We start from the raw sequence: 1,347 nt of genomic DNA, 5'->3' as shown, positions 1-1,347 counted from the left end.
TCGGTCTCGCCCCCGTCCAGCGTGACGGGCTCGAGTACGAGTTCGACGTCGTCGCGGACATGGACGGCGCCGAGCTGGTTGTCACGAAGACGCGCTGCCCAGCCATCCAGAAGGCCGTCATCATCGAGCCGGGTGAGAAGCTCGGCGAGACGCTCGGCGCATGGCTGACCGACGGCGTACCGCTTGAGCCGCCCCCTCCTCCTCCGACTCCCGCACAGCACAACCCCAATGCCGTGGTGGGCTTCGGTGGGGCCAAGGGACGCAAGGTCTCCGAGCTGTCCGACCTGGAGCTGGCGGACGCCATCGACCTCGCGAACCTGAAGCTCCGAGAGGAGCCTTCGGCGCGGTGGGCGAAGGCGATGCGGGACAACCTCCTGTTCCTGGAGGCGGAGCTCGTCCACCGCGCGGCGGGCGGCTCGCAACCTCCGGACCCCACCGCCCCTGCTCCCGAGCCCGGCCAGGCCGGCTGACACGCGCACGCGTCGAGTCCCCGGCCCGGGACTCCGCGCGCACCCCGTGCCCGTCCGGACGGGGCCTCTACGTGGCCGGCGCGGGTGAAACCCGAGTTGTCAGGTGAAAGCCCGACTCCCCGGGGGGGCCGATCAGCACTCGCGCCAGCCACACCTGCTGGGCATTGGGCCCGGCAGGCCTTTCACGGCGCGAAGTTGCGCCATGCGGTGACCGGTCGGTCCCCCCTTCCGGCCGGTCACCGCGCCTCTTGCAGTCGCAACACCGTCACACCGCAGCACCTCACCACGCACGCGCACCGGCCCGGTCCGAATGTCTCGGACAGCGGGCACTCCCCACGTATGCCCAGAGGTCTCCCCACATGAAGCTGTTGTTCCTGTTGTTGTCCCTCGCGGTCACCGCTGCGAGCGCCGCCCCTCCTGCCATCAACTCGTGCCACGCAGTGGTGAGCGGCTCCAAGGCACACGGCGTGGCGGTGCTCCAGTGAGGGCCTTCCTGCTCGTTCTCCTGGTGCTCGGGGCAGCCGGCTGCAAGACGCCCGCGAAGGCGAAGTGCAACGCACTCCGCACCGAGTTCAACCGCAGTCACAGTGCCTGCAACGACTGCTTGGACTCGCTCGAGGACCACGGCGAGGAGTCCGTGTGCGCCCCCCTCTGTGAGGCGCCATGCAAGGCCGGTGGCTCCGCTGTCGGCGCCTGCGCTGGCGCGGCGCGCGAAGTCGCAGAAGCGAGGGAGAAGGAGAAGGCAGCCGAGAAGGACTGACGTCCCCCGATTCACGCGCGGGTCCAGCGAGTCGCCCGCGCCACCCGCTGAATCAAATCAAAACCTGGAGCACGTCATGAAGAAAGCAGTTGTGCTGTTGATGTTGTGCGCCTGGGC

1 protein-coding gene and 1 pseudogene are annotated in these 1,347 nt (G+C 69.2%); both read left to right on the top strand.

Going from position 1 to position 1,347, the window contains the following annotated elements; genetic code table 11:
- A pseudogene (locus LXT21_RS44710) lies at positions 1 to 470 on the top strand (hypothetical protein); the annotation flags it as partial.
- Between the two features lie 359 nt (positions 471 to 829).
- A complete protein-coding gene (locus tag LXT21_RS45110; protein WP_256572516.1) occupies positions 830 to 955 on the top strand; it encodes a hypothetical protein in 126 nt (41 codons plus the stop codon).
- Positions 956 to 1,347 lie beyond the last annotated feature (392 nt).

Origin of the sequence: Myxococcus guangdongensis, assembly GCF_024198255.1 — a bacterium.
Lineage (GTDB): Bacteria > Myxococcota > Myxococcia > Myxococcales > Myxococcaceae > Myxococcus > Myxococcus guangdongensis.
The sequence above is the reverse complement of the archived record's forward strand: the minus strand, read 5'-3'. Positions and strand labels throughout refer to the sequence as shown.